Annotated in this window: 18 protein-coding genes and 1 other RNA gene; 1 reads left to right on the forward strand and 18 read right to left on the reverse strand. The window is 63.8% G+C overall.

What is annotated here, in order from left to right:
• The first annotated feature begins 171 nt into the window (after positions 1-171).
• Entirely contained in the window at positions 172-630 is a 459-nt protein-coding gene (locus N430_RS09365; protein WP_110636264.1) for a DUF721 domain-containing protein, read from the forward strand.
• Between the two features lie 55 nt (positions 631-685).
• On the opposite strand, the gene lpxC is transcribed toward N430_RS09365, so the two are convergent.
• From lpxC to rsmI, 18 genes are all read right to left on the reverse strand, one after another.
• Positions 686-1597, reverse strand: coding sequence for a UDP-3-O-acyl-N-acetylglucosamine deacetylase (lpxC, locus tag N430_RS09370; protein ID WP_054884618.1), 912 nt, complete (start codon positions 1595-1597; stop codon positions 686-688).
• A gap of 114 nt (positions 1598-1711) precedes the next feature.
• A complete protein-coding gene (ftsZ, locus tag N430_RS09375; protein ID WP_003251871.1) occupies positions 1712-2908 on the reverse strand; it encodes a cell division protein FtsZ in 1197 nt (398 codons plus the stop codon).
• A gap of 55 nt (positions 2909-2963) precedes the next feature.
• Positions 2964-4226, reverse strand: a complete 1263-nt coding sequence (gene ftsA, locus N430_RS09380; protein WP_103449232.1) for a cell division protein FtsA — start codon at positions 4224-4226, stop codon at positions 2964-2966.
• 14 nt (positions 4227-4240) lie between these two features.
• The gene (locus tag N430_RS09385) at positions 4241-5110 is read right to left on the reverse strand and encodes a cell division protein FtsQ/DivIB (protein WP_085675083.1); all 870 of its coding nucleotides are present in this window, start codon (positions 5108-5110) and stop codon (positions 4241-4243) included.
• A gap of 5 nt (positions 5111-5115) precedes the next feature.
• Positions 5116-6072 (reverse strand): D-alanine--D-alanine ligase, encoded by a 957-nt coding sequence (locus N430_RS09390; protein ID WP_110635806.1) that lies wholly within the window; start codon positions 6070-6072, stop codon positions 5116-5118.
• A complete protein-coding gene (gene murC, locus N430_RS09395; RefSeq protein ID WP_110635803.1) occupies positions 6069-7517 on the reverse strand; it encodes a UDP-N-acetylmuramate--L-alanine ligase in 1449 nt (482 codons plus the stop codon). The genes N430_RS09390 and murC overlap by 4 nt, the downstream gene beginning before the upstream one ends.
• Positions 7510-8589, reverse strand: a complete 1080-nt coding sequence (gene murG / locus N430_RS09400; protein WP_110635801.1) for an undecaprenyldiphospho-muramoylpentapeptide beta-N-acetylglucosaminyltransferase — start codon at positions 8587-8589, stop codon at positions 7510-7512. Before murG ends, murC begins: the two co-directional genes overlap by 8 nt.
• Positions 8579-9793 carry a putative lipid II flippase FtsW gene (gene ftsW, locus N430_RS09405; RefSeq protein ID WP_103449223.1) on the reverse strand — a complete coding sequence of 405 codons (1215 nt, stop codon included), beginning with the start codon at positions 9791-9793 and terminating at the stop codon, positions 8579-8581. Before ftsW ends, murG begins: the two co-directional genes overlap by 11 nt.
• Positions 9790-11136, reverse strand: coding sequence for a UDP-N-acetylmuramoyl-L-alanine--D-glutamate ligase (gene murD / locus N430_RS09410; protein ID WP_110635798.1), 1347 nt, complete (start codon positions 11134-11136; stop codon positions 9790-9792). The genes ftsW and murD overlap by 4 nt, the downstream gene beginning before the upstream one ends.
• A gap of 6 nt (positions 11137-11142) precedes the next feature.
• Entirely contained in the window at positions 11143-12225 is a 1083-nt protein-coding gene (mraY, locus tag N430_RS09415; RefSeq protein ID WP_110635795.1) for a phospho-N-acetylmuramoyl-pentapeptide-transferase, read from the reverse strand.
• Positions 12225-13592 (reverse strand): UDP-N-acetylmuramoyl-tripeptide--D-alanyl-D-alanine ligase, encoded by a 1368-nt coding sequence (gene murF, locus N430_RS09420; RefSeq protein WP_110635792.1) that lies wholly within the window; start codon positions 13590-13592, stop codon positions 12225-12227. Before murF ends, mraY begins: the two co-directional genes overlap by 1 nt.
• The gene (locus tag N430_RS09425; RefSeq protein WP_371922768.1) at positions 13585-15075 is read right to left on the reverse strand and encodes a UDP-N-acetylmuramoyl-L-alanyl-D-glutamate--2,6-diaminopimelate ligase; all 1491 of its coding nucleotides are present in this window, start codon (positions 15073-15075) and stop codon (positions 13585-13587) included. The genes murF and N430_RS09425 overlap by 8 nt, the downstream gene beginning before the upstream one ends.
• On the reverse strand, positions 15072-16805 hold the full coding sequence (locus tag N430_RS09430; RefSeq protein WP_163986032.1) for a penicillin-binding protein 2: 1734 nt from the start codon (positions 16803-16805) through the stop codon (positions 15072-15074). Before N430_RS09430 ends, N430_RS09425 begins: the two co-directional genes overlap by 4 nt.
• Complete coding sequence (ftsL, locus tag N430_RS09435) at positions 16805-17098, reverse strand: cell division protein FtsL (RefSeq protein ID WP_103449219.1); 294 nt, start codon at positions 17096-17098, stop codon at positions 16805-16807. The genes N430_RS09430 and ftsL overlap by 1 nt, the downstream gene beginning before the upstream one ends.
• The gene (rsmH, locus tag N430_RS09440) at positions 17095-18042 is read right to left on the reverse strand and encodes a 16S rRNA (cytosine(1402)-N(4))-methyltransferase RsmH (RefSeq protein WP_110635785.1); all 948 of its coding nucleotides are present in this window, start codon (positions 18040-18042) and stop codon (positions 17095-17097) included. Before rsmH ends, ftsL begins: the two co-directional genes overlap by 4 nt.
• Positions 18039-18494, reverse strand: coding sequence for a division/cell wall cluster transcriptional repressor MraZ (gene mraZ / locus N430_RS09445; protein ID WP_011535546.1), 456 nt, complete (start codon positions 18492-18494; stop codon positions 18039-18041). The genes rsmH and mraZ overlap by 4 nt, the downstream gene beginning before the upstream one ends.
• Before the next feature lie 309 nt (positions 18495-18803).
• Positions 18804-19163: RNase P RNA component class A (rnpB, locus tag N430_RS09450), an RNA gene on the reverse strand.
• A 67-nt stretch (positions 19164-19230) separates the two neighbouring features.
• Positions 19231-20115 carry a 16S rRNA (cytidine(1402)-2'-O)-methyltransferase gene (rsmI, locus tag N430_RS09455; protein ID WP_165837345.1) on the reverse strand — a complete coding sequence of 295 codons (885 nt, stop codon included), beginning with the start codon at positions 20113-20115 and terminating at the stop codon, positions 19231-19233.
• Positions 20116-20173 lie beyond the last annotated feature (58 nt).

Here is a 20173-nt window from a genome sequence, read left to right on the forward strand (position 1 = left end):
ACGATGCTGGCACAGCGCTTAGGCGGGGGCTTTTCTAAGATAGGGGCATTTTCCCCGAGTTCAACCCGCGGGTTGATGAAACAATAGCGAGAATGACTCCTATCCCGTGAGAGGCCAGCTCAGGCAACGAGGATGTTAGACTGGCCTCCTTGTCACTGCATGCACACCACCATGGCCTTCAAACCCTCCCCCGCCCAGCCGCCCGCCACCCTGCTGCGCCAGAACCGCCCGCTGCGCCTGCTGCTGAACCAGGCCGAGCGCCTGGAACACCTGCAGCGCCTGCTGGAAAGCCAGCTGCAACCGGCAGCCCGCGAGCATTGCCATGTGGCCTCGTGGCGGGACGGTACGTTGCTGCTGGTGGTCACCGACGGCCATTGGGCCACGCGCCTGCGCTACCAGCAGAAACGCCTGCAGCGCCAGCTACAGGCGCTGGAAGCATTCGGCAACCTGCAGCGCATCCACTACAAGGTGCAACCGCCCCTGGTGCCGGCCAGGCGCGGCGGCAACACCACCGAACTGTCGAACACTGCCGCCGAGAGCATCCGCGACTCCGCCGAAGGGATCGCCGACCCCAAGCTGCGTGCCGCCCTGGAGCGACTGGCCAGCCACGCGAACAAAGAAAAGCGCTGAAATAAAAAAGGCCACCCGAAGGTGGCCTTAATCACACTAGAGAGAGTGTTCGAACTTACACGGCCGCAACAGGACGCATGTACGAGATCGGTGCCGTACTGGCATCTTCGAAAGTGACCACTTCCCAGGCATCGGTTTCAGTGATGAGTTTGCGCAGCAGCTGGTTGTTCAGCGCGTGGCCGGACTTGTAGCCCTTGAACTCGCCGATCAGGCTGTTGCCCAGCAGGTAAAGGTCGCCAATGGCGTCGAGGATCTTGTGCTTGACGAATTCGTCATCGGAACGAAGGCCGTCTTCGTTGAGCACACCAGTCTCGTCGACCACGATGGCGTTCTCGACACTGCCACCCAACGCAAGGTTGTGCTTGCGCAGGTACTCGATGTCACGCATGAAGCCGAAGGTACGGGCGCGGCTGACTTCCTTCACGAACGAGGTGCTGGAGAAGTCGACGACCGCACTCTGGGTCTGGCCCTTGAGGACCGGGTGATCGAAGTCGATCTCGAAGCTCACCTTGAACCCGTCGAATGGCAGGAAGGTGGCGCTCTTGTCGCCCTCCGTCACTGTCACTTCGCGCAGGATGCGGATGAACTTCTTGGCTGCGTCCTGCTCTTCCAGGCCGGCAGACTGAATCAGGAATACGAAGGGACCGGCGCTGCCATCCATGATCGGCACTTCCGAGGCGGAGAGCTCGACGTAGGCGTTATCGATGCCCAGGCCCGCCATGGCGGAGAGCAGGTGCTCGACCGTATCGACCTTGACGTCACCGTTGACCAGCGTGGTGGACATGGTGGTCTCACCGACGTTGGCCGCACGCGCCGGGATTTCGACCACAGGGTCAAGGTCGGCGCGACGGAAGACGATGCCGGTGTCGACAGGCGCAGGCTTGAGGGTCAGGTAGACCTTCTCCCCGGAGTGCAGGCCGACGCCCGTGGCACGGATGGTATTCTTCAGGGTGCGTTGTCTAATCATGGCATTGGCCGCTTCAGCGCAAATAATGCGAACAGGTATCAACAAAGGCTGGGGATGATAACAGACCCGGCCTTTGCTGAACACCAATCACCCTTATACCCCTGATAAATTCCATCAATCGGCCTGACGACGCAGGAAGGCTGGGATATCGAGGTAGTCCAGGTCATCCTGAGGGTTGAGTTTAGCTGCCGCAGCGGCACCTGCGTGGGCCTGGTTGCGCATTACGGTCGGGCGCTCCAGGTCACGGTAGTTGACGGCTGGCTGCTCCTGGCGAACCGGCGCCGGATTGGAAGCCTCGTACGCCTGCTGGGCGGTCTGCAGGGTGTTGTCGACCACCTTGACCGGTTTTTCGATGCGCGCGCCCAGACCGGTGGCAACCACGGTCACGTGCAGCTCGTCACGCATGTCAGGGTCGATCACGGTGCCGACCTTGACCATGGCGTGATCGGAGGCGAAGGCTTCGATGATGCTACCCACGTCGGAGTATTCACCCAGCGACAGGTCAGGACCTGCGGTGATGTTCACCAGGATGCCGCGGGCGCCCTGCAGGTTGACGTCTTCGAGCAGCGGGTTGCGGATCGCCGCTTCGGTGGCTTCGCGAGCACGGTTCGGGCCGCTGGCGCAGCCGGTACCCATCATCGCCATGCCCATTTCACCCATGACGGTGCGCACGTCGGCGAAGTCGACGTTGATCATGCCCGGGCGCTTGATGATGTCGGAGATACCGCGAACGGCACCGGCCAGTACATCGTCGGCCTTGGCAAAGGCGGACAGCAGGCTGGCATCCTTGCCCAGGATGGTCAGCAGCTTCTCGTTGGGGATGGTGATGAGCGAGTCGACGCTCTCAGCCAGCATGCGGATGCCTTCATCGGCGATCTGCATGCGCTTGCGGCCTTCGAACGGGAACGGACGGGTCACCACTGCAACGGTGAGAATGCCCATTTCCTTGGCCACTTCGGCGATGATCGGCGCCGCGCCGGTACCGGTACCGCCGCCCATGCCGGTGGTGATGAACACCATGTTGGTGCCCTGCAGCACCTCGGCGATGCGCTCACGGTCTTCCAGCGCGGCCTGACGGCCGACTTCCGGATTGGCACCGGCACCCAGACCCTTGGTCACGCCGGTACCCAGTTGCAGGATGGTGCGTGCGCCGATGTTTTTCAGCGCCTGGGCATCGGTGTTGGCGCAGATGAACTCGACGCCTTCGATGCTGCTCTTCACCATGTGGTTGACGGCGTTGCCGCCGCCACCGCCAACACCGATCACTTTGATGACCGGACTTTGCGGGACGTTGTCTACGAGCTCGAACATTTTCCCTCTCCTTACAGTTCTCTAGTTGTTGCGCCTACCACTACTGCTTTGAAACTTAGAAGTTGCCCTGGACCCACTTCTTGAAGCGCTCAAGCACTGGGGCCTTCGGTTCATCGCCATAGCTGTTGTTGCTGCTGTTGGTGTTACCGGTCAGGACCAGGTCCTCGGACTGCTTGAGCAGGCCATAGGTAAGCAAGCCCACACCGGTGGAATAGATCGGGTTGCGCACCACGTCGCTCAGCCCCCGAACGCTGTGCGGCACGCCCAGGCGTACCGGCATGTGGAAGATTTCCTCGGCCAGTTCCACGGCACCTTCCATCTTCGCAGTGCCGCCGGTGAGGACGATGCCGGCTGGCACCAGGTCCTCGTAGCCGCTGCGGCGCAGCTCGGCCTGGATCAGGGTGAAGAGCTCGTCGTAACGTGGCTCCACCACCTCGGCCAGGGCCTGGCGCGACAGCTCGCGCGGTGGGCGGTCGCCCACGCTAGGCACCTTGATGGTCTCGCCCGCGCCGGCCAGCTTGGCCAGGGCGCAGGCGTAGCGGATCTTGATTTCTTCGGCGTACTGGGTCGGCGTACGCAGGGCCATGGCGATGTCGTTGGTCACCTGGTCGCCAGCAATCGGGATGACCGCGGTGTGACGGATCGCGCCCTCGGTGAAGATGGCGATGTCGGTGGTGCCACCACCGATGTCCACCAGGCACACGCCCAGCTCTTTCTCGTCATCGGTCAGCACCGAGTAGGCCGAGGCCAGCTGCTCGAGGATGATGTCGTCGATTTCCAGGCCGCAGCGGCGCACGCACTTCTCGATGTTCTGCGCCGCGTTGACCGCGCAGGTGACCACGTGAACCTTGGCCTCCAGACGCACGCCGGACATGCCCAGCGGCTCGCGCACGCCCTCCTGGTTATCGATCACATAGTCCTGCGGCAGGGTGTGCAGCACGCGCTGGTCAGCCGGGATGGCCACGGCCTGGGCGGCGTCGAGCACACGCTCGAGGTCGGCAACGCTGACCTCGCGGTCGCGGATGGCGACGATGCCGTGGGAGTTCAGGCTGCGGATGTGGTTGCCTGCTACACCGACGAACGCCGAGTGGATACGGCAGCCGGCCATCAGCTGGGCTTCTTCCACTGCGCGCTGGATCGACTGCACGGTCGATTCGATGTTCACCACCACGCCCTTCTTCAGGCCGCGGGATGGGTGGGTGCCGATGCCCACGATCTCGAGGGTGCCGTCTTCGCCCACTTCACCCACCAGCGCCACCACCTTGGAGGTGCCGATGTCCAGCCCGACGATCATTTTGCCGCTATGCGCGTTTGCCATGGTCCTGCCTCTCTCTAATTCTTCGCAACGGCGGGTTGGGCCGTCGTCGGTGCGTTCGGTTCCCGCCAACCAACGGCAAGTCCGTTGGCGTAACGCAGATCAATGCGGGCGATATTGGTGATCTGCTCTTTGAGTGTCTTGTCGTAAATGGCAATGAAACGGCGCATCTTCTCCACCAGGTGGTCGCGCCCCAACAGCAGCTCGATGCCCGGCCCGGCGCTGCTCGCACCGGTGGTCAGGAACCAGCTGCCCCGCTCGCGCAGCTCCAGGCGAGCGATGGAAAAGCCCAGGGGGCGCAGCATCTGGCTCAATACCTGATATTGCTGCATGACTTGTTGCTGAGCGCGCTGCGGCCCGGCCAGCTGCGGCAGGTGCTCATAGTTGGCCAGCTCGCGCGGGGTGAAGGCCTGGCCCTGGTTGTTGAGCAGGGCCTCGTCACCCCAGCGCGCCACCGGCAGCTGTTCTTCCAGGCGGATCACCACTTCATCCGGCCACACCCGTCGCACTTCGGCATGGGCGATCCACGGCATCTGCTCAAGCTCGGCGCGCATCGCGGTGAGGTCGACGCTGAAGAAGCTCGCCGCCACGTATGGCGCAATGCGCTGCTGCACCGACTGCTGGCTGATGTAGCTAAGGTCGCCCTGCACGTCGATCTTGGTGATTGGCCGGTCGGCATAAGGCATCAGGCGGATGGCGCCCTCATAGGCGCCGAAGCCTGCAGCCACCAGCACGATCGGCCACAGCAGGCGCTTGAGGCCGCCCAGGCTGGGCCGCGGCAGGCGCGCCGATACGGGCTCGTCGGCCACCAGTCGGCTGGCACCACGTGGCACCGGCTTGCTGCGGCCGGTAACGGGTTGCTGCTGACGTATCATTGCGCCTTGCATGATGGTTAACCTCGCGTCGCCACGCTTTCAGCCAGGATCGCCAGCACCAGTTGCTGGAAGTCCAGGCCGGCCGCGCGGGCCGCCATGGGCACCAGGCTATGGTCGGTCATGCCGGGTGCGGTGTTGACTTCGAGCAGCCAGAACCGGCCCTGCTCGTCCTGCATCACGTCCAGCCGGCCCCAGCCTTCGATGCCGATGGCATCGCAGGCGCGCGCGGTCAGGTCGATCAGTTCCTGCTCCTTGGCACTGTCCAGGCCGCACGGGATGCGGTACTGGGTGTCATTGGCGATGTACTTGGCGTCGTAGTCGTAGAACACGTGCGGAGTACCCAAGGCGATCGGCGGCAGCACCTGGCCACGCAGAACGGCGATGGTGAACTCCGGGCCGTGAATCCATTGCTCGACCAGGACTTGCGAATCGTAGTGGGCGGCGTCTTGCCAGGCAGCGATCAGTTCCTGCTCGCTATTCACCTTGGCCATGCCGATGCTAGAGCCTTCATGGGCAGGTTTGACGATAAGCGGGAAGCCCAGTTCCGTACTGGCTGCAACACAATCCTCGGCACTGGCCAGCACCGCGTGGCGCGGGGTCGGAATACCCAGGCTCTGCCACACTTGCTTGGTGCGCAGCTTGTCCATGGCCAGTGCGGAAGCGAGGATGCCGCTGCCGGTGTAGGGGATGCCCAGGCACTCGAGCAGGCCCTGCATGCTGCCGTCTTCACCGCCACGGCCGTGGAGGATGATGAAGGCGCGGTCGATCTTCTCGTGCTGCAGACGCGCCAGCAGGTCGTCACCGACGTCGATGGCGACCACGTCGACACCGGCAGTGGTCAGTGCGTCGATCACCGCGGCGCCAGACTTCAGCGACACTTCACGCTCGGCGCTCTTGCCACCGTACAGCACGGCAACACGGCCGAACGCTTTCACGTCCAGGGTCGAGTGCAGTTGTTCGTAAGCGCTGGTCATTTCGACTTCTCCTGCTTGGCGCCTGCGAACAGCGGGCTTTTCATCAGTTGCGGGGCCAGGCCACCGACGTCACCGGCACCCTGGCAGATCAGGATGTCGCCGGCGCGCAGCAGCGGCTTGACCAGCGGCGCCAGCTCGGCGCCACGTTCGATGTAGATCGGGTCCAGCTTGCCGCGCTGGCGGATGCTGTGGCACAGCTGGCGGCTGTCGGCACCGGGGATCGGCTCTTCGCCGGCCGGGTAGACTTCCATCAACAGCAGTACGTTGGCATCGCCCAGCACCTGGACGAAATCGTCGTACAGGTCGCGGGTACGGCTGTAACGGTGCGGCTGGTAGACGATCACCAGGCGGCGGCTTGGCCAGCCACCGCGCACGGCCTTGATCACAGCAGCCACTTCGGTCGGGTGGTGACCATAGTCGTCGACCAGCATCACGCTGCCGCCATCGACCGGCAGTTCGCCGTAGACCTGGAAGCGGCGGCCGACGCCCTGGAAGCCGGACAGGCCCTGGACGATGGCTTCATCGCTGATGCCTTCGTCAGTGGCGATGGCGATGGTGGCCAAGGCGTTGAGCACGTTGTGGTTGCCGGGCATGTTCACCGACACCTCGAGCGGCTCGCAGTCGCGGCGCAGTACGGTGAAGTGGGTCTGCATGCCCTGCTGGCGCACGTTGATGGCGCGGATGTCGGCCTCTTCGCTGAAGCCGTAAGTAACGGTCGGGCGCTTGACCTGCGGCAGGATCTCGCGCACGACAGGGTCGTCCAGGCACATCACGGCCAGGCCGTAGAACGGCAGGTTGTGCAGGAACTCGACGAAGGTCTTCTTCAGCTTGTTGAAGTCGCCTTCGTAGGTTGCCATGTGGTCGGCGTCGATGTTGGTGACCACGGCAACCATCGGCTGCAGGTGCAGGAAGCTGGCATCGCTTTCGTCGGCTTCGGCAATCAGGTAGCGGCTGGTGCCCAGCTGCGCGTTGGTGCCGGCAGCGGTCAGGCGACCACCGATGACGAAGGTCGGGTCCAGACCGCCGGCGGCGAATACCGAAGCCAGCAGGCTGGTGGTGGTGGTCTTGCCGTGGGTACCGGCAACCGCCACGCCATGGCGATAGCGCATCAGCTCGGCGAGCATCTCGGCACGCGGCACCACCGGAATACGACGTTCCAGGGCGGTGGCGACTTCCGGGTTGGCCGGGTTGATGGCGCTGGACACCACCAGCACATCGGCATTGGCGGCGTTCTCGGCGCGGTGGCCGACGAAGATCTCGGCGCCGAACGACTCCAGGCGCTCGGTAACCGGCGACGCCTTGAGGTCGGAACCGGACACCTGGTAGCCCAGGTTCAGCAGCACTTCAGCGATACCGCACATGCCCACGCCGCCGATACCGACGAAGTGGATGCGGTTGATGCGGCCCATCTTCGGCTGGGGCATGGCTTTCTGGCTTTCAACCATGGGCCACCTCCAGGCAGATATCGACCACGGTGCTGGTTGCAGCAGGTTTGGCCAGGCGCCGTGCGGTGCCAGCCATGGTGTTGAGTTTCTCGGGTTGCATCAGCACCTCGTTCAGGCGTTCAGCGAGTTGCGCTGCGCCAGTTGTCGCTTGTGGCATGAGGAAGGCAGCGCCTTCCTGGGCCAGATATTGGGCGTTGTAGGTCTGGTGGTCGTCGATCGCGTGGGGCAAGGGCACCAGCATCGAAGGCAGGCCCGCCGCCGCGAGTTCGCTGACGGTCAGGGCACCGGCCCGGCAGACCACGATATCGGCCCAGCCATAGGCATGGGCCATGTCCTTGATGAACGGCTCGACCTGGGCCTCGACACCTGCCTCGCGGTAACGCTCGGCAGTGGCTGGCGCATGGTGCTTGCCGGCCTGGTGGAACACCTCTGGGCGCAGGTTCGCCGGTACTTCGGACAGGGCCTTAGGCAACAATTTGTTCAATGGTTCCGCACCCAGGCTGCCACCCATCACCAGCAGGCGCGCGCGGCGCTCGGCCAAGGGCGCGCGCTGGGCATCCATGAACAGCTCCGGGCGCACCGGGTTGCCGGTGGTCCGCAGCTTGTCGCTGGCGTCGAAGGTCGCCGGGAAGGCTTCGCAGACACGCGCAGCCAGCGGCAGCAGCAGGCGGTTGGTGGTGCCGGCGCGGGCGTTCTGCTCGTGGATCACCAGCGGTACACCGCACAGCTTTGCGGCAACGCCGCCCGGGCCGGTCACATAGCCGCCGAAGCCAACTACGCACACAGGCTCGAGCTCGCGCACGATACGGCGCGCCTGGAGCACCGCCTTGACCAGGGTGAACGGTGCCTTGAGCAGCGAAAGCTTGCTCTTGCCACGCAGGCCGCTGACCTGGATCAGGTGCAGTGGCAGGCCGGCTTGCGGCACCAGTTCGTTCTCGATGCCCCGCGGGGTGCCCAGCCAGTGCACGGTGTAACCACGCGACTGGAATTCACGGGCGCAGGCCAGGGCCGGGAACACGTGCCCCCCGGTACCACCGGCCATGATCAGTACGTTCTTGCCGTCAGCGGCCATGACTGGTCTCCTCGGCAAAGTCACTTTCTTTGAATTCGTGCTCCTCGCTGCCCAAGTGCGTGCGACTTTCCCATTCGATGCGCAACAGCAAACCCACGCAGGCACAACAGATCACCAGCGATGAACCGCCGTAACTCAGGAACGGCAGGGTCAGGCCCTTGGTCGGCAGCAGGCCGACGTTCACCCCGATGTTGATCAGGAACTGGCCGATCCACAGGAACGCCAGGCCGAACGCCATGTAGGCGGCGAAGAACTGCTTGGCCTTCTCTGCCCACAGGCCGATATACAGCGCGCGGATGGTGACGAAGACGAACAGCGCGATGGTCACCAGCGAGCCGACCACGCCCAGCTCTTCGGCCAGCACCGAGAACACGAAGTCGGTGTGTGCTTCAGGCAGGTAGAACTGCTTCTGCACGCTGTTGCCCAGGCCCACGCCCAGCCACTCGCCGCGGCCAAAGGCGATCAGCGCCTGGGTCAGCTGGTAGCCGGAGCCGAACTGGTCGGACCAGGGGTCGGTGAAGGTGATCAGACGCGCCATCCGGTACGGCTGCGCCTGCACCAGGATGAACACCGCAGCCACCGCCAGCACCACCATCAGGCTGAAGCGGAACAACCCCACCCCGCCGAGGAACAGCATCGCGGCGGCGGCCCCCATCATCACCACGGTGGCGCCGAAGTCCGGCTCCATCAGCAGCAGAGCCGCCATTGGCAGCAGCACGATGAACGGTTTGAAGAAGCCCATCCAGGTCTCGCGCACCTCGGTCTGCCGGCGCACAAGGTAGCCGGCCAGGTAAATGACCACGAAGACCTTGGCAATCTCAGAGGGCTGCACGTTGAAGAAGCTGAAGCCGATCCAGCGCATCGAACCGTTCACTTCACGGCCGATCCCCGGCACCAGCACCAGCACCAGCAGGCCGAAGGCACCGATGAGCATCATGAAGCCCATGCGCTGCCAGGTGGCGATCGGCACCATCATGGTCGCGCCACAGGCGACCAGGCCGAGGAACACGTACACCAAGTGGCGGTACATGTGATACAGCGGGTTGCCGGACTGCACCGCAGCCACTTCCGACGATGCCGAGGTGATCATCACCAGGCCCAGGCCCAGCAGCGCCAGGCAACCGGCCAGCATGGCGAAGTCGAGGTCGACGCCACGGCCGCTGATCAGCGGCGACGGGTACGGCTTGAGGATGCCGAAGATCATGCCAGCCCTCCCGCCGCCTGGGCGAACAGGCGCCCGCGTTCTTCGAAGTTCTTGAACATGTCGAGGCTGGCGCAGGCCGGCGACAGCAGCACCGCGTCGCCCGGCTGGGCCAGCTCGGCACACTGCTGCACAGCCTCGTCCAGGGTCTGGACCCGCACCAGCGGCGCGCCATCACCCAGGGCATCGGCCAGGCGCTCGGCATCACGGCCAAGCAGTACCACGGCGCGGCAGAAGCGTTTGACCGGCTCGCGCAGGGCGGCGAAATCGGCACCCTTGCCGTCGCCACCGGCGATCAACACCAGTTTGCCGTCGATGTCCGCACCCAGGCCTTCGATCGCGGCCAGGGCAGCGCCGACGTTGGTGGCCTTGGAGTCGTCGTACCAGTTGACGGCGTTGCGCTCACGGATCCACTGGCAACGGTGAGCCAGGCCCTTGAACTCGCGCAGTGCTTCGAGCATTGGCGCGAACGGCAAACCGGCAGCGTGACCGAGGGCCAGGGCCGCCAGGGCGTTGCTCTGGTTGTGGGCGCCACGAATCTTCAGCTCACGCACCGGCATCAGCGTCTGGAATTCGTACGCCAGGTATTTCTCGCCATCGACTTCACGCAGGCCGAAGGCCTTGAAGTCCGGCTGGTTGAGGCCGAAGGTGAAGCATGGGCGGCCTTCCACCGGCAGCGGTCGGCTCAGGGCATCCTGGCGGTTGACCACGACCTGACGGGCACCGCGGAAGATCCGGTGCTTGGCCAGGTGGTAGGCCGGCAGGCCGCTGTAGCGGTCCATGTGGTCTTCGCTGATGTTCAGCACAGTGGCCACTTCGGCGTTGAGCTGGTCGGTGGTTTCCAGCTGGAAGCTCGACAGCTCCAGCACATACAGCTCGACGTCGTCGCTCAGCAGGTCCAGCGCCGGGGTGCCCAGGTTGCCACCCACGGCCACGCGCTTGCCGGCCTTGGCGGCCATCTCGCCGACCAGGGTGGTCACGGTGCTTTTCGCGTTGGAGCCGCTGATCGCCACGATCGGCGCCTTGGCATGGCGGGCGAACAGTTCGATGTCACCGGACAGCAGCACGCCACGCGCCGCTGCCTGCTGCAGGGCCGGGGTGGCCAGGGCCAGGCCCGGGCTCACGTACAGCTCGTTGGCGCGGCACAGGAAGTCCACGTCCAGTTCACCACAGCGCACTTCCACCTGCGGGTAATCACGGCGCAGGGTTTCCAGTTCCGGCGGTTGCTCGCGGGTGTCGGCGACCGCAAAGGCAATGCCCCGGTTCGCCAGGAAGCGAACCAGGGACATGCCGCTCTTGCCGAGGCCGACAACGATGCGGAATTGGTCGGAAGCGATCAATGACACGCTTTTCTACCTCAGTTTCAGGGTTGCCAGGCCGATCAGTACCAGAATCACGGTGATGATCCAGAATCGGACGATCACGCGTGGCTCAGGCCAGCCCTTGAGTTCAAAGTGGTGGTGAATCGGCGCCATGCGGAACACGCGCTTGCCGGTGAGCTTGAACGAGGCGACCTGGATCACCACCGACAGGGTTTCCATCACGAAGATGCCGCCCATGATGAACAGTACGATTTCCTGGCGCACGATCACGGCGATGGTGCCCAATGCGGCGCCCAGCGCCAGTGCGCCGACGTCGCCCATGAACACCTGGGCCGGATAGGTGTTGAACCACAGGAAGCCCAGGCCGGCACCGATCAGCGCGCCGCAGAACACGATCAGCTCGCCCGAGCCCGGTACGTAAGGAATCAGCAGGTATTCGGCAAACTTCACGTTACCCGACAGGTAGCAGAAGATACCCAGGGCGCCGCCGACCATCACGGTTGGCATGATCGCCAGGCCATCGAGGCCGTCGGTCAGGTTGACTGCGTTGCTCGAGCCGACGATGACGAAATAGGTCAGTACGACGAAGCCGATACCCAGCGGGATGGTGAAGTCCTTGAGGAACGGCACGATCAGCGTGGTCTCGACAGTGGTCGGTGCGGTCATGTACAGGAACACCGCCGCGCCCAGGCCGAACACCGATTGCCAGAAGTACTTCCAGCGGCTCGGCAGGCCACGCGAGTTCTTTTCGATCACCTTGCGGTAGTCGTCGACCCAGCCGATGGCACCGAACAGCAGGGTGACGATCAGCACGGTCCAGACATAGCGGTTGGACAGGTCGGCCCACAGCAGGGTGCTGACGCCGATGGCAGACAGGATCAGTGCGCCACCCATGGTCGGGGTGCCGGACTTGGACAGGTGCGATTGCGGGCCGTCATTACGAACGGCCTGACCGATCTGGCGAATCTGCAGGGTACGGATCATCCACGGCCCCAGCCACAGCGCCAGTGACAACGCGGTCAGTACACCAAGAATCCCGCGCAGGGACAGGTACTGGAAGACCGCGAAGCCCTTGTGGAACTGTTGCAGATACTCGGCCAACAGCAGCAGCATTAATGTTTCTCCCCGCTGGCACCGCACAATGCCGCCACGACGTTTTCCATCGCAGCGCTGCGCGAGCCCTTGATCAAGATAGTGGTTTCGCTGGCAGTCTCGGCTCGAACAGCGTCGATCAGCTCAGCTTGCGTTGCGAAATGACGGCCATCGGCGCCGAACGCCTTGACCGCATGAATCATGTTGGAACCCACTGCATACAGGGCATCGACCTTGCCATGCGCGTACTCGCCCACCTGACGGTGACCTTCTTCCGCCCACTGGCCCAGCTCGCCGATATCTCCCAGCACCAGAACGGTGCGCCCGGAAAAGGCGCGGAGTATATCAATGGCCGCGCACATCGAGGTGGGATTTGCGTTGTAGGTATCATCAATTACCCGCACGCCATTCGGGGCAACTTGCGCCACGGTGCGGCCCTTGACCGGTTGCACGGCGTTGAGGCCGGCGGCGATGCCATTCAGGCTCAGACCAACGGCATGGGCAGCGGCGGCTGCGGCCAGGGCATTGCTGACGTTGTGGGTGCCGAGCAGGTTCAGCTGCACCGGCACACTGCCATCAGGACCGTGCAGGGTGAAGGACGGGCAGCCACGGGCATCACGGCCAATGTCGCTGGCATGGAAGTCGGCCTGCGGGTTGTCCAGGGCGAAGCTGAAGATGCGATGGTTGCCAGCGCGCTTGCGCCAGATCTCGAACGCCTTGTCGGCCAGGTTGAGGATGGCGGTGCCGCCCTCGCCCAGGCCTTCGAGGATTTCGCCCTTGGCTTCGACGATCTTCTCGGGGCCACCGAACTCGCCAACGTGGGCGGTGCCGGCGTTGTTGATGATCACCACCTGCGGCTGGGTCAGGCCCACGGTGTAACGGATCTCGCCGATGCGCGAAGCGCCCAGCTCGATCACCGCAGCGCTATGCTCCGGAGCGATTTCCAGCAAGGTCAGCGGTGCACCGAGGTCGTTGTTAAGGTTGCCGCGGGTGGCATGCACCAGGCCACGGGTGCGCAAGATGCTGGCAAGCATCTCCTTGACCGTGGTCTTGCCGCTGGAACCGGTGATGGCGACAACTGGTTTGTCAAAGGCAGCGCGATTCAGCGCACCGAGCTGGCCGAGCGCTACGCGGCAGTCGGCGACCAGCAGCTGCGGCAGATCGACATCGGCGATTTCGCGCTCGACCAGTGCAGCGACGGCACCTTTTGCCTTCACGTCGGCGAGGTAGTCATGGCCATCGAAGCGCGGCCCGGTCAGTGCGACGAACAATTGACCTTCACCGACGCTGCGGCTGTCGATGCTGACACCGGTGAAGCTGGCGTCGGCGTTGACCAGACGCGCATTCAAGGTGCCGGTCAGCTGGCTGAGGGTCATGGGCTTAAGCATGTGGAGCCTCCCAGGCTGCTAGTGCCTTGTCGGCTTCGATCAGGTCGGAGAAGGCATGGCGCTCGCCATGGATCTCCTGGTAATCCTCGTGCCCTTTGCCAGCGAGGACGATCACGTCATCGGCGGCAGCGGTGGCGATCAGGTGAGCGATGGCCTCGCCACGCCCAGCGACGAACTCGACGCCGGCAGGCTTGGCGAAACCAGGGCGAATATCGTCGAAGATGCGCAGCGGGTCTTCGGTCCTCGGGTTGTCGTCGGTGACCAGCACGCGGTCGGCCAGGCGCTCGGCCACTTCAGCCATCAGCGGGCGCTTGCCGCGATCACGGTCGCCACCGCAGCCGAACAGGCACAGCAACTTGCCGTGAGCATGCGGACGCAGGGCTTCGAGGACTTTTTCCAGGGCGTCGGGGGTGTGGGCGTAATCGACCACCACCAGCGGCTTGTCACCGCCACCCAAGCGCTGCATACGGCCGACAGGACCCTGCAGCTGCGGGGTGACCTTGAGGATTTCGTCCAGCGAGTAGTCCAGCGCCAGCAGCGTCGCCACGGCAGCGAGCATGTTGCTCAGGTTGAAGCGACCCAGCAGCTGGCTGCGCAGGGTGCGTTCGCCCTGAGCGGTGACCAGAATGGCGCGCACGCCATCATCATCGAAATGCGCTTCGCGGCAGAACAGTGAAGCGTCGGGGTTTTCCAGGCTATAGCTGAGCAGCCGGGTCTCGATATGATCGACACTCGGGCGACGGGCGAAGTCTTCGGCCAGACGACGACCGAAGTCATCATCCAGGTTGACCACCTGGCAACGCAGGCTCGGCCAGGCGAACAGCTTGGCCTTGGCGGCCTCGTAGGCCTCCATGCTGCCGTGGTAGTCCAGATGGTCGCGGGACAGATTGGTCATGACCGCGATATCGAATTCCAGCGCAGCGACACGGCCCTGCTCCAGGGCGTGGGACGAAACCTCCATGGCCACAGCCTTGGCGCCGCCCTTCTTGAGGTCGTTCAAGGTCGACTGCACGGCGATCGGATCGGGCGTGGTCAGGCGGCCGCTCTGCAGCTCGCCATAGAAGCCGGTGCCCAGCGTGCCGATCAGGCCGCAGCGTTGGCCCAGCGCATCGAGCGCCTGAGCCACCAGTTGCGTGACGCTGGTCTTGCCATTGGTGCCGGTGACGCCCACCAGGTTCAGCTGACGGCTCGGTTCGCCGTAGAAGCGCCCGGCGATCTGCGACAGCTGGCCGATCAGACCCTTCACTGGAATCAGCGGCACATCGGTGAGCGGCAGCACGTTGACGCCCTGCTCTTCATAAGCCACAGCTGCAGCGCCACGCGACAGGGCATCGGCAATGTGCTCGCGACCGTCAACCTTGGCACCTGGCACGGCCAGGAACAGGTCGCCCTGACGCACCTGACGGCTATCCAGGGTCAGTTCACGGATCAGCGGATCACGGCTGGCGTGGGCGAAAAGTTTGCTCAATGGCATCGTCATCATCCACGCCCTCCCTTGGCGGGTACTGCACTGGCCTGCTGCGGATCACTCGGCGGCGGCAGGTTGTCTGGCGGTACGTTCATCAGGCGCAGGGTGCCCGACATGACCTTGCTGAATACGGGGGCCGATACCAAGCCGCCGAAGTAACCACCCTTGCCCGGTTCGTCGATGACCACGACGATGGCGTAGCGCGGGTCGCTCATCGGGCCGAAGCCGGCGAACAGCGAGCGGTAGGCGTTTTCGGTGTAACCCTTGGAGCCGACAGTGGCCTTACGTGCGGTACCGGACTTGCCGGCCACGTGGTAGAACGGCACCTGGGCACGGAACACACCGCGTGGCGCTTCGATCACCTGCTGCAGCATGCCCTGAACGGTTTCGGCGGTTTCCTTCGGGATGGCCTGCACCGCTTCCGGCGCCTTGTCGACCTTGAGGATCGACAGCGGCACCATCTTGCCGTCGTTGGCCAGCGCCGCGTAGGCGTGCACCAGCTGCAGGGCGGTCACCGACACACCGTAGCCGTAGGACAGGGTCGCGGTTTCAGCCTTGCGCCACTCGCGGTGGTTGGGCAGGTTGCCGACGCGCTCGCCTGGGAAGCCGAGACCGGTGTACTGGCCCAGGCCGACCTGGGACATGACCCGGTAGATGGCCTCGCCACCGATATCGAAGGCGATCTTGCTCATGCCGACGTTGGAAGAGTTGATCAGGATGCCGGTCAGGTCGAGGATCGGGCCCTCGCTCTTGGACACGTCCTTGATGGTGTAGCGGCCAATCTGCAGGCTGCCCGGATACACCTCGACCTTGTCGCTCGGCTTCCAGCGGCCACTCTGCAGCGCCGCACTCATCGAGATCGGTTTGACCGTCGAGCCCGGCTCGAACACGTCGATGATCGCCCGGTTACGCATGGCGGCCGGGAACATGCTGCGGCGGTTGTTCGGGTTGTAGGTCGGCTGGTTGACCATCGCCAGGACCTCACCGGTCTTGACGTCCATGATCACCAGGCTGCCGGCCTTGGCGTCCTGTTCGGCGATAGCGTTGCGCAGTTCGCGGGTGGCCAGGTATTGCAGGCGCAGGTCGATCGACAACGCCAAGGTCTTGCCGGCCTTGGCGTTCTTGGTGACCTGGATGTCCTTGATCAGCCGGCCGCGCCGGTCCTTGATCACTTGCCGCTTGCCGGGCACGCCGGCCAGCCATTCATCGTAGGCCAGCTCCACGCCTTCGCGGCCATGGTCGTCGAGGTCGGTGAAGCCGACCATGTGCGCGGTCACGTCGCCAGCCGGATAGAAGCGGCGGAATTCTTCCAGGCCATACACGCCCGGCACTTTCAGGTCGAGCACGTGCTGGCCCTGCTCCGGGGTCAGGCCGCGGACCAGGTAGATGAACTCTTTGTTGGCCTGCTGGGTCAGGCGCTCGGTCAGTTGCTGTGCGTTCTGCCCAAGGGCAGCGGCCAGCTGCGGCCAGCGATCCTTGGCAGCCTGCATTTCCTTGGGGTTGGCCCACAAGGTGGTGACCGGGGTACTGACCGCCAGCGGCTCGCCGTTGCGGTCGGTGATCAGGCCACGGTGTGCAGGAATGGGAATGTGACGCAGGCTGCGGGCATCGCCCTGGCCCTTGAGGAAGTCACGGTCGACCACCTGCAGGTCGATGATGCGCCAGCAGATGGCACCGACCATCAGGGCCAGCAAACCGATCACTACCCGGAAGCGCCAGGGGTAGAGTGCGCCTTCGAGCTTCATCATGGCGCCACCATCCGTACTTCGTCAGCTGCAGGCACGCGCATCTTCAGCTGCTCGGAGGCCAGGCTCTCGATACGGCTGGAGGCGGTCCAGGTGCTTTGCTCGAGAATCAGCCGACCCCACTCGGCCTGGGCCTTGTCACGCTCGTTCAGCTCGCCGTACAGGGTGTTGAGCAACTGGCGATTCCAGTGGGCGCTGTAAGACACGGCAATGGCCGAAATGAGCACACCGACAAACAGCAGAAGCATCAGGAAGCTTCCGCCTGGCAGAGGTTTGGCGAATAGCCGGCTCACCGAAGCTTCTCCGCCACCCGCATCACGGCGCTGCGCGACCGCGGGTTGGCCTTGAGTTCGGCATCGGAGGCAAACTGGGCCTTGCCGATCAGCTTGATCTTCGGCTCGAAGACCTTGTGCTGTACCGGCAGGTTGCGTGGCAGGTTGTCGGCCTCGCCCTTGACCAGCTTGCGCATGAACAGCTTGACGATACGGTCTTCCAGCGAGTGGAAGCTGATGACCGCCAGACGGCCGCCTACTTCCAGGGCGTCGAGCGCAGCTTCAAGACCCGCTTCGAGGTCACCCAGCTCGTTGTTGACGTGGATACGCAGGCCCTGGAAGGCCCGGGTCGCCGGGTTCTTGCCCTTTTCCCAGGCCGGGTTGGCGACCTTGAGCACTTCAGCCAGGTCGGCGGTGCGGGTGAACGGCTGCTTCTCGCGGCGCTCGACCACGGCACGGGCCATGCGCCCGGCAAAGCGCTCTTCGCCGTACTCCTTGAAGACACGGGCAATTTCTTCGACGGGGGCGGTGGCGATGAACTCGGCAGCGCTGATGCCCTGATCCGGGTTCATGCGCATGTCCAGCGGGCCATCGTTGAGGAAGCTGAAGCCGCGCTCAGGGTCATCCAGCTGCGGCGAGGACACGCCCAGATCAAGCAGGATACCGCTGACCTTGCCGGCCAGACCGCGCTCGGCGACTTCCGCGCCGAGCTCGGCAAAGCTGCGCTGCACAATGACAAAGCGGCCGTCTTCGGCCGCCAGCGCTTGCCCGGTGGCAATCGCTTGAGGATCTTTGTCGAAGCCCAGCAGCCGCCCTTGCGGCCCGAGCTTGCTGAGGATCAGGCGGCTATGCCCGCCACGCCCGAAGGTGCCGTCCAGATAGCAACCGTCGGCGCGCAGGGCCAATGCCTCGACTGCTTCGTCGAGGAGGACGGTGATGTGGTTGAAGCCGCTATCTATGGTCACAGGATCAGGTCACGCAAATCGTCGGGCATGGCGCCCGGTTGTTGGATAGCTGCAAGGTCGGCTGCCGAAACCGCGTTCCAGGCATCCTCATCCCACAGCTGGAATTTGTTCAACTGCCCCACCAGCATCGCCTTCTTGTCCAGCTTGGCGTACTCACGCAGGCGGGGCGGTACCAGGAAACGCCCACTGCCATCGAGCTCCAGGTCAACCGCATTACCGATCAGCAAGCGCTGCAGGCGGCGGTTTTCCTCACGCAACGACGGCAAGGCACGCAACTTGGCTTCAATCTGTTCCCACTCATCGAGGGGATAAACACACAAGCAGGGGTCAACGGCGTCGATGGTCACGATCAGCTGACCATTGCAACGCGAATCGAGCTCGTCACGGTACCGGCTCGGCATGGCGAGACGGCCCTTGGCATCGAGGCTGACGGCGTTGGCTCCGCGGAACACGGCTGCGATTCCCCACAATGTTAGCTTTTTTGTGCCAGAAAACCCACTTCATCCCACTTTCTGCCACTTGCGCACACTATAGGAATCCGCCCGCTGCACCGTCAAGGCACGTTCATAAGGAAAACCCTTACAGGACCGAGATTTAGCGCAACAAAGGAATGCGGAAGGACTGCCAGGCGGGGAAAAACACGAGAAAAATCAAACCGACTCAAACGTATGCCGTTCGAAGTTAAAGTGAATTATTAAGAGTAAGATCTTTTTGGTATTACCAAGAGGGATCTGCTATCGAATCAAGCAGGAAGGGGGAAGGTGGAGAGTCGATCTGTAAGCCGGGTTTTGTCGAGGACAGTCATTCCTCTACGACGGCCATCACTGGACGCCTCTAGCAACCTACCCGGTTCCGACGCGGGCCACGCCTGATGGAACCCTATTTGGTCTTGCTCCGAGTGGGGTTTACCTAGCCACGAACTGTTGCCAGCCGTGCGGTGCGCTCTTACCGCACCTTTTCACCCTTACCGGCACCGAAGTGCTTAGGCGGTTATTTTCTGTGGCACTTTCCGTAGGCTCGCGCCTCCCAGGCGTTACCTGGCACTCTGCCCTATGGAGCCCGGACTTTCCTCCCCCATCTTTTGCGGAACAAAAGACGGCAGCGACTGTCCGATCGACTCTCCGCCGACAAGGTTAACGGCACGCGCGCGCAAGAACAAGCAATACCGTCAGCTATGTCTAATTGCCACTACTGCGTTTTCTGTTTTTCCAGGGCCACTTGATACAACAGATTCTTGCGCACGCCGGTGATTTCCGCCGCCAATGCCGCCGCCCTTTTCAGTGGCAACTCGGCCAGCAACAGGTCCAGCACACGCTGCGCCTCGGCGCTGATCGCATCTTCGCCTTCAGGCGCACTCCAGCCACCGACCAGCACCACGCACTCGCCGCGCTGCTGGTTGCTGTCGCCAGCGACGAACGCGCGCAGTTCAGCCAATGGCAGGCCTTTGAGGGTCTCGAAGGTCTTGGTCAGCTCGCGCGCCAGCAGCGCCGGGCGCTCGCCGCCGAACACCAGCTCCATGTCTTCGAGGCACTCCAGGATGCGGTGAGGCGCCTCATAGAAGATCAACGTGCGAGGCTCTTCCTTGACCTGCTCCAGACGCGCCCGACGCCCGGCGGCCTTGGCCGGCAGGAAGCCTTCGAAAATGAAGCGGTCGGAAGGCAGGCCGGCCGCCGAAAGCGCGGCAATCAAGGCGCAGGCGCCTGGCACTGGCACCACGCTGACCCCAGCGGCCCGCGCCTGGCGAACCAGGTGGTAGCCCGGATCGGAAATCAGCGGCGTACCGGCATCGGAAACCAGCGCCACATCTTCGCCGGCCAGCAACTTGGTGATGAAGCGGCCGCCCTCGTCACGTTCGTTGTGCTCATGACAGGCCGCCAGCGGCGTATCGATGCCGAAATGCTGCAGCAGGCGGATCGAATGCCGGGTGTCCTCGGCGGCGATCAGGGCGACATCGGCCAGCACCTTGAGCGCCCTGGCGCTCATGTCATCAAGGTTGCCGATGGGGGTCGCGACCACATAAAGCGTCCCCACGTTGGATTTCGAAGCCCCGGCCACATCAGTCACTGCACACATCCTGCCTTTCGGATCAAAGGCGCTATTGTAGCCCGAGCGCCGGTAACAGGGCGCAAAG

Origin of the sequence: Pseudomonas sp. CC120222-01a (assembly GCF_003097235.1) — a bacterium.
Taxonomy (GTDB): Bacteria; Pseudomonadota; Gammaproteobacteria; order Pseudomonadales; family Pseudomonadaceae; genus Aquipseudomonas.

Excerpts from the sequence above, each read along its gene's own strand:
- ftsZ (WP_003251871.1), bottom strand. The coding sequence starts at position 2,908 with ATGTTCGAGCTCGTAGACAACGTCCCGCAAAGTCCGGTCATCAAAGTG.
- N430_RS09390 (WP_110635806.1), bottom strand. The coding sequence starts at position 6,072 with ATGACCAGCGCTTACGAACAACTGCACTCGACCCTGGACGTGAAAGCG.
- N430_RS09430 (WP_163986032.1), bottom strand. The coding sequence starts at position 16,805 with ATGAAGCTCGAAGGCGCACTCTACCCCTGGCGCTTCCGGGTAGTGATC.
- murG (WP_110635801.1), bottom strand. The coding sequence starts at position 8,589 with ATGGCCGCTGACGGCAAGAACGTACTGATCATGGCCGGTGGTACCGGG.
- ftsA (WP_103449232.1), bottom strand. The coding sequence starts at position 4,226 with ATGGCAAACGCGCATAGCGGCAAAATGATCGTCGGGCTGGACATCGGC.
- lpxC (WP_054884618.1), bottom strand. The coding sequence starts at position 1,597 with ATGATTAGACAACGCACCCTGAAGAATACCATCCGTGCCACGGGCGTC.
- mraY (WP_110635795.1), bottom strand. The coding sequence starts at position 12,225 with ATGCTGCTGCTGTTGGCCGAGTATCTGCAACAGTTCCACAAGGGCTTC.
- ftsW (WP_103449223.1), bottom strand. The coding sequence starts at position 9,793 with ATGATCTTCGGCATCCTCAAGCCGTACCCGTCGCCGCTGATCAGCGGC.
- murC (WP_110635803.1), bottom strand. The coding sequence starts at position 7,517 with ATGGTTGAAAGCCAGAAAGCCATGCCCCAGCCGAAGATGGGCCGCATC.
- N430_RS09385 (WP_085675083.1), bottom strand. The coding sequence starts at position 5,110 with ATGCAAGGCGCAATGATACGTCAGCAGCAACCCGTTACCGGCCGCAGC.
- N430_RS09365 (WP_110636264.1), top strand. The coding sequence starts at position 172 with ATGGCCTTCAAACCCTCCCCCGCCCAGCCGCCCGCCACCCTGCTGCGC.
- murF (WP_110635792.1), bottom strand. The coding sequence starts at position 13,592 with ATGCTTAAGCCCATGACCCTCAGCCAGCTGACCGGCACCTTGAATGCG.
- N430_RS09425 (WP_371922768.1), bottom strand. The coding sequence starts at position 15,075 with ATGATGACGATGCCATTGAGCAAACTTTTCGCCCACGCCAGCCGTGAT.
- rsmI (WP_165837345.1), bottom strand. The coding sequence starts at position 20,115 with ATGTGTGCAGTGACTGATGTGGCCGGGGCTTCGAAATCCAACGTGGGG.